We start from the raw sequence: 6,839 nt of genomic DNA on the forward strand, positions 1-6,839 counted from the left end.
CTGCTGCTACTTATAGCTGTGCTGGTATCGTCAAACGCGGGCTACAGTCGCATGGTTTTATCATTAAAAAAGTTAAAGGCTTTGGGCCTAAGCGAGAGATGCTCACGGCAATGATGAGCGAGATGTCATCTCTAGATGAGCGTATTTCAGCCTTACCTAATGAGGCGCCTTTATTCAATGCTCCTAACGATAATATTCCTAATCATATAGTCATTATTGGTGCTGGCGTGGCGGGGCTGCTAACTGCATGGACGCTAGCCAATCGCGGTATCAATGTAACTATTTTAGATAAAGAGACACCGCTTGCAGGTGCATCCGGTAATCCGCGCGCCCTCCTCGCACCAAACATGACGCCTATTCATCATGTCTATGAGCATCTGCATTCTATTGGCTATTTATACAGTGGCAGATTATATCGCTATTTTAACACGCAAGCCGCTTTGCAAAAATCGCCGCTGATACTTGAGCAGACTGGCACGCTAGATTTGTTGGTAAAAACCAATATTGGCACAGAGCAAATTGCAGATTACCCAAACTCAATGGCAACGACCATCCGCACTGAAGAAGCAAGAGATATAAGCGGTCTAAAAAACAAAGATTTAGCCGCTAATTTGTATCTACCGCAGGCTGGCTTGGTCAATCCACAAGCCTTAAAAACCGTTATCCTTGCGCACCCAAATATTACTTATCAGCAGCTTCATATTACTGCTATTGAAGAAAATACAGATGATGTTACTGTCACAGGCAATAAAAGTGATAATCATACTAGCCAAGCCTCTTCGACTATTTCAGCTGACCATGTTGTGATTTGCACTGCTTATGAAAGTTATCAACTAGATAAACGTATCGTTAAGTGCCGTACTATCCGTGGTCAACTGTCTTGGCTTACTCCAACTGCTGAACAACTAGCCAAGCTACCCAAGATACCGCTTAAATATAGTGGCTACTGTGCAACATTTATTGGGCAAAGTGGTGATGCGACATTGAACACGATTAGCGAAAATCAGCCACAGTTTTTACTTGGTGCAAGCTTTATAGATGGTGATGCAAATACTGATGTCCGCAGTGAAGAAAATCAGCAAAATTATGATAAATTGATTGAAGATATGCCTGAATTAAGTAGTGTGTTGCCAAATGATACCAGTACATGGCATGCGCGTGCTGGCATTCGTACACAGACGATTGACTATCATCCACTGCTTGGTCTGCTCGCACAAAGCAAGCGTTTATGGACAATGTCAGCGATGGGCGCAAAAGGCTATGCGCTGGCACCGATATGTGCTGAAGCATTAGCAGATATGCTGTTAGGCTGTTTTACGCCGTTATCGGCTGTTATGTTGACGCGATTATCGCCCAATCGGGCACGGCTACATAAAGCACGTCAATCAATACTTTAGGTTCAATACTTTAAATGTATGCCTAACTATGACATTCATCAATGGATAGCGGTCTTATTATGAAAACCTATCTTTTTACCTTAACAAAATCAAAATCGTACTTTCAGGCTATTTCTGCCATTTTTTTGAGTTTATCACTACTAAATGCCTGTCAAAAAACACCAGAACCTGAAGCAAATAATGAGACAATCACTGAAGCGACAGTACAAACGACGCCTGTGACTTCTAACATTAACGTGCCCATGGTTGATGATGATATCAATGCCAATACGTCTGCTGTAAATCCAGAACAAGATATGAGCTTAGCGGAGCTAGAGGACAATCTTGGCACAACCGATACCTCAATCAATGACCCTGCTCTAGCACCGAATCCAGAGCAAGCGATTAAAGGCACTCAGATCACTGATGTTAAATATCAAAGTGCTACAGGTGAATCATTATCCGTCATTTTTGAGACTTCGGCGGCGAGTATGCTCAATGCTATTATCACCTTACCGAACAAGCCAAAAATAACTTTGAGCGCGCCTGAAGGTCAAGGGAATAATCCTACCTATCGCTCAAGTGATGGCAGTATTCAGCTGGTCAGCCATGCTGGCGGCGGTACGATCGACTTTATTCAAAACAATAAAATGACAAGCTTTGATGCCATTAGTGCGGATGCAGAAGTGATTACTGAGTAAGCTTTATAACCCTAGAAACCGATAGTAGAAACAGGCAATAAAAAAGGCAGCAAACGTTGATATCGTTGCTGCCTTTTTTACTATTGATTTGACCTGCTTTGCTGTTATTTAACCAAATCCCGTTGTTTTACCAAACAAACTCACAAGCCAGCTCACCAATGACCATAAGCCCCAACCGATGATAACAATAACAATGAGCCCCAACATATCAGGAATATGTAAATACAGCCAAGCAACCACTGGATTGCGCCAAAAAGCACCAAAACGACTCTGCTGCCTATCTTCAAGGGATTGATGCAAAAACGGTCGATCCATATGTATGGTCTCGGTAATCCCATACTCGTCTTGCAGGTGCTCATGCACGATACCCAAGGTCTTACGACTGGGACGAATAAACACGTCCAACAGCGTCCCGATACCAGGTACGATACCGACCACCATATCGATAAGCGCCAATCTAACGGCTGGCGTCATTTTATGCGCAGGGACGCCCAGCTGACGACCTAATATAAACGCATAGCTGGTTAACACCAGACCTGCTAAATCCCCTGCCAGCGGAATGGTCGAAAGCGCTGCATCCGCACCCATACCTTGCTTGGTAAACGGAACCCGCACCAGAGAATCCATGGTATTGGCAAACTTTGCTAATTTACGCTCAGTTTCAATGACTTGCTCGCGCGTCAAACCATGCTCAGCCAGTCTCTTCTCATAATCTATCTTAGAGGCACCATGCGCAGAGGGTTTCTTAGCTTTTAATCTCGAAAATTTATTGAAGTTATCCATTAAAAGTCGTCCATATACAAGCTATTGCTATGAGAGCAAAGACATAACGTCCCACCCATATATTAGCTAAAAATGCTTGAAAACAAGCTAAAGCATTGCGACTGGAACAAGCGCTGTTTTGCTTGGCAAACATCATCGCGACTAACGCCAAGCCAAATACTGGCGTAATACCTAAGCTAGTCGGGGCAAAATAATGCCACATTACAGCGCCCATGATAACTAAAAACAACATCTGTAGTAACGAGATGATAATCACATCATAACGACCAAATAATATCGCTGTTGATTTGACCCCTATTTTTAAATCATCCTCACGGTCAGCCATTGCATACTGGGTATCATAAGCTACTGTCCAGCACATATAGGCAATAAATAACAGCCAACACCAGATATCAGGCGCGCCTTGTATCGCGACATATGCCATCGGTATCGCCCAACCAAAAGCAGCTGCCAAAAACACTTGCGGCAAATGCGTATAGCGCTTCATAAATGGATAAATAAAGGCCAATATCACGGCACCGAATGACCAATAAAACACCTGAACGGGTAAAAACAGCAGCAAACTGGCACTCAATAACACCAATACTAAAAATGCCGCAATTGCCTCTTTACCCGACAAACGACCATCGGCTAACGGACGACCCTTAGTACGGTTCACATGACCGTCGACTTTACGATCGGCAAAGTCATTAATCGCACAGCCTGCCGCCCGCATCAATATCGCACCAAGGGCAAAAATAACAAAAATATCGAGGCTCGGCAAACCCGCTGTCACGCCCGCACCTTTTTGCTGTACCTGCCCCATCGCAGCCAATAATACGCCCCATAGTGTTGGCCATAGTAGCAGCTCAATACCGACCGGTTTATCAAAGCGTGTCAGCTGAATATAGGCTTGTAGTTTGTCTTTAAATGTCATGGCGTTTTAATATCATCAATAGAGGATTTTATAGACGTACTGATATGCGAGCTATGTGCTACTGAATTTGTTGCCACAATTTATTTGCTTCAAGTAGGGACAACTCAGGGTATTGTTTGCGCAAGGCTTTAATCGCAGGCATTTTATTTTTTTGTGCTGCTTGCTGACGCAAAAAAGCTAAATAATCTTCAGGACGACTGAACTCTTTTAAACGTGCTTCAAGTATTAATATTCGAGTGCGTAAAATGATATTTATCAATAATAGTGCGGCACCCATGATCCATATTATTAGCGTCAACATTCCCTGCTCCTAAACTTATTAAACGTAAATGCTCTGAATTTATTAACCAAATACAGTAATCATCATCAAACAAAGTAGCCGTCAAAACGCACCGCTTCATTACTCCAGCTCTCACTTGGCTCTAGGTGAGCAAGTAACGGCGCAAACTGTGGACGCTTGACGATGACACGTCCTTGTTTTCGACTCGGTTGACTGACGACTATTTGCGCATGCTGTAGTAATTGCTGCTCTTCATCTAGTGTTGGCGGACGTGCCAATTGATGCAATGCCTGCATATGCTTACCAACTTTAGCGCCCTTACCCGTCTTACTATCTTGGTAGCTATCTTCTGGAAACATAGGATCAAGATATATCACATCAACGACTTGCTCATTATCCGCCTCTAAATGGTTATTAAATCTGGCAAAATAACTCAGCGCATCGATATTAATAATATGCAAACGTGACATCAGCTTTTGCCAATTTGGCAGCGCACTCATACGCCGCTGCTCTACAAGCAACAATAATGCCATCAATGGCTGCTGCTCAAGCATGGTGACTTGTGCACCAGTACTCGCTAGTATCAGACTGTCATGACCAAAGCCTGCGGTTGCATCAATGACCTGACTATCCGCGGTGATTTTCGCCGCTTGTAATAAAAGCTCAGACTTACGCCCTGCACTTACTACACGCCGTTGTAATTTATCCCATTCAGGGGCAATGCTTAATCCATCACTCAACCATGAGAGCTTATCTTTTTCATCCAACAGCAATATAGGTTGGGTAGCTGTCTGGCTTAATTGCTGGCGACGTTTTTGAGTTAATTTATCTGTTGCTAGTTCAGTATTCAAAATAATGGGTAGCGCATGCTCAGCTACTAGCGCTTGTAGGCTGTCGACTTGACTTGCCTGCGACTCACTAACATAAAGTAGTTGGCAATTTATAACAGCGGTCGGTACGTGCTTTACATTGCTCATGACTGCCATTCCTTTCTAATACTTACACCATCATGATTTGCTATCAAAAACCATTCCATTATAAAGTTTAGCCTACCATTTGATAGCCGAAACCCCAAGCAGCGACCAATACGATGATGCCGGTGATAATACGCAACCATGCAAAAACTTTAAAGTCACGACGGCTGACCCAAGCGACCAATAAGCGAATACAAAGCAAGGCGACGATAAATGAAACGACAGTGCCAATGCCTAGCACTAACCAATCTTCGCTACTGGTCAAAACGTCACGATGCTTAATAAAATCTAGTAGTGCCGCACCAATAATAACCGGAATACCCAAAAAGAAGGAAAACTCAGCAGAAGCTTTACGTGAGACGCCAAGCCATAAAGCACCAATAATGGTCGCACCTGAGCGTGATGTACCGGGTATTAATGCCAAACATTGCAGCAGACCTATCATCAAAGCTGTCTTTAGGCTTACGTCTTCTGCTTCTTCTGCAATAATAGCTTTCGGGCGATTTTCAACATAAAATATCAGCAAACCACCGATAATCAGCATAATCGCCACGACAATAGGATTAAATAAATAGGCTTTAATCTCATCAGCAAAGGTAAAACCAACAATCATCACCGGAATAGTGGCAACAATTAAGCTAAGTCCAAGCTGGCGCGGATTACTCATGCCCTCTGCTTTACCCGTCAGCAGACCCATCAATGCTTGCCAGAGTCGACCCCAGTAGTCATAAATGACTGCTAAAATAGCGCCAAACTGCACCACCACGATAAACAAATCGACCTTTTCTTTGGTCCAAAAACCCATCAAATCAGCAGATAAAATTAAATATCCTGTGCTCGAGATGGGTAAAAATTCAGTGATACCTTCAACGATACCCATGATAACAGCTTGAATTAATAAAATGATATCCACAACGTTGTTCCTAAAAAGTCTCAAAAACAGTACAAGCGTCTGTTTTATATTGTTATATTCATACTGCTATTATTATCGCTGCACGTTATATAGAAAATCCTATACTATGTCTTACCTTGCTCTTTCAACGTTTTCCATGCTTGATTGCGTAAATATTTTGGTAGAGCTTGCGCCGCTTCTGTTCCACCATTGACCATAAACTGAGCCATGCCGAGCTGCCCTATCACAGTAGCATCAGGATGAATATCAGCATGGATTATCTGACTGTTATGCAGACTTAATAAACTGGCACCATTACCAACGATAGGAATATCTAGCGCTGTCTGGCTATCATAATCAAGTAACTGCTCAGTATCTTCACCATTGTCTTGATTAACAGGCTGCATAATATTGTCTATTACCGCATATCGCCCAAAATATACCTGCTGCATACGCGCATCAAGCGCACTATATACTTCGCTCAAACCCTGCTGCTGATACGCCGCTTGCGCAATCGCTTGTAAGCTTGAAACACCCACACAAGGAATGTCATGCGCCACCGACAGTGCTTGTACTACGGCAGTATTAATCCGTATACCGCTAAAGGCGCCAGGACCTCGGTTAAAGATAAGAGCTTGTATATCAGCCAGTTTTAGCTGCGCCTCAGATAATGCCGCATCAATCATCGGTAAGATCTGCTGCGTCTGCTGGCGCTGACCCGTCTCAGTATGACTCGATAGCAGCTGACCATTAGCATCTAAAATTGCGATCGAACACTGATCAAACACGGTATCCATTGCTAAAAACATCATCACCTCGGCTTATTTGCTTGCCATTATAAACAGCGGCTATCATAGCATTTAGGACAGATTAATTGACCGACTTTCTATATTTTTCATAATTTTTCATACTTTCTT

At 43.1% G+C, this 6,839-nt stretch carries 8 protein-coding genes; 2 read left to right on the top strand and 6 right to left on the bottom strand.

The genetic code is table 11. The features are described 5' to 3' along the window. Positions 1–1,397 (top strand): FAD-dependent 5-carboxymethylaminomethyl-2-thiouridine(34) oxidoreductase MnmC (mnmC, locus tag VLN09_RS01995; RefSeq protein WP_325243545.1); only part of this gene is annotated, 1,397 nt, incomplete at its 5' end. 59 nt (positions 1,398–1,456) lie between these two features. Then, positions 1,457–2,077 (top strand): hypothetical protein, encoded by a 621-nt coding sequence (locus tag VLN09_RS02000; protein ID WP_325243546.1) that lies wholly within the window; start codon positions 1,457–1,459, stop codon positions 2,075–2,077. A gap of 108 nt (positions 2,078–2,185) precedes the next feature. Here the strand turns inward: VLN09_RS02000 and VLN09_RS02005 are convergent, their stop codons facing one another. The 6 genes from VLN09_RS02005 to tsaB all read right to left on the bottom strand — a co-directional run bounded on the left by VLN09_RS02005 (position 2,186) and on the right by tsaB (position 6,731). Beyond that, positions 2,186–2,860: a DUF4112 domain-containing protein gene (locus VLN09_RS02005; RefSeq protein ID WP_325243547.1), complete on the bottom strand. Its 675-nt coding sequence runs from the start codon at positions 2,858–2,860 to the stop codon at positions 2,186–2,188. Then, entirely contained in the window at positions 2,853–3,776 is a 924-nt protein-coding gene (gene ubiA / locus VLN09_RS02010; RefSeq protein ID WP_325243548.1) for a 4-hydroxybenzoate octaprenyltransferase, read from the bottom strand. The genes VLN09_RS02005 and ubiA overlap by 8 nt, the downstream gene beginning before the upstream one ends. Positions 3,777–3,834: 58 nt before the next feature. Further along, a complete protein-coding gene (locus tag VLN09_RS02015) occupies positions 3,835–4,077 on the bottom strand; it encodes a hypothetical protein (RefSeq protein WP_325243549.1) in 243 nt (80 codons plus the stop codon). A 65-nt stretch (positions 4,078–4,142) separates the two neighbouring features. Next, positions 4,143–5,033: a class I SAM-dependent methyltransferase gene (locus tag VLN09_RS02020; RefSeq protein WP_325243550.1), complete on the bottom strand. Its 891-nt coding sequence runs from the start codon at positions 5,031–5,033 to the stop codon at positions 4,143–4,145. 67 nt (positions 5,034–5,100) lie between these two features. Further along, positions 5,101–5,943 (bottom strand): undecaprenyl-diphosphate phosphatase, encoded by an 843-nt coding sequence (locus VLN09_RS02025; RefSeq protein ID WP_325243551.1) that lies wholly within the window; start codon positions 5,941–5,943, stop codon positions 5,101–5,103. Between the two features lie 104 nt (positions 5,944–6,047). Next, positions 6,048–6,731, bottom strand: coding sequence for a tRNA (adenosine(37)-N6)-threonylcarbamoyltransferase complex dimerization subunit type 1 TsaB (tsaB, locus tag VLN09_RS02030; RefSeq protein ID WP_325243552.1), 684 nt, complete (start codon positions 6,729–6,731; stop codon positions 6,048–6,050). Positions 6,732–6,839: the final 108 nt, after the last annotated feature.

Source organism: Psychrobacter sp., assembly GCF_035469765.1.
Classification (GTDB): Bacteria; Pseudomonadota; Gammaproteobacteria; order Pseudomonadales; family Moraxellaceae; genus Psychrobacter.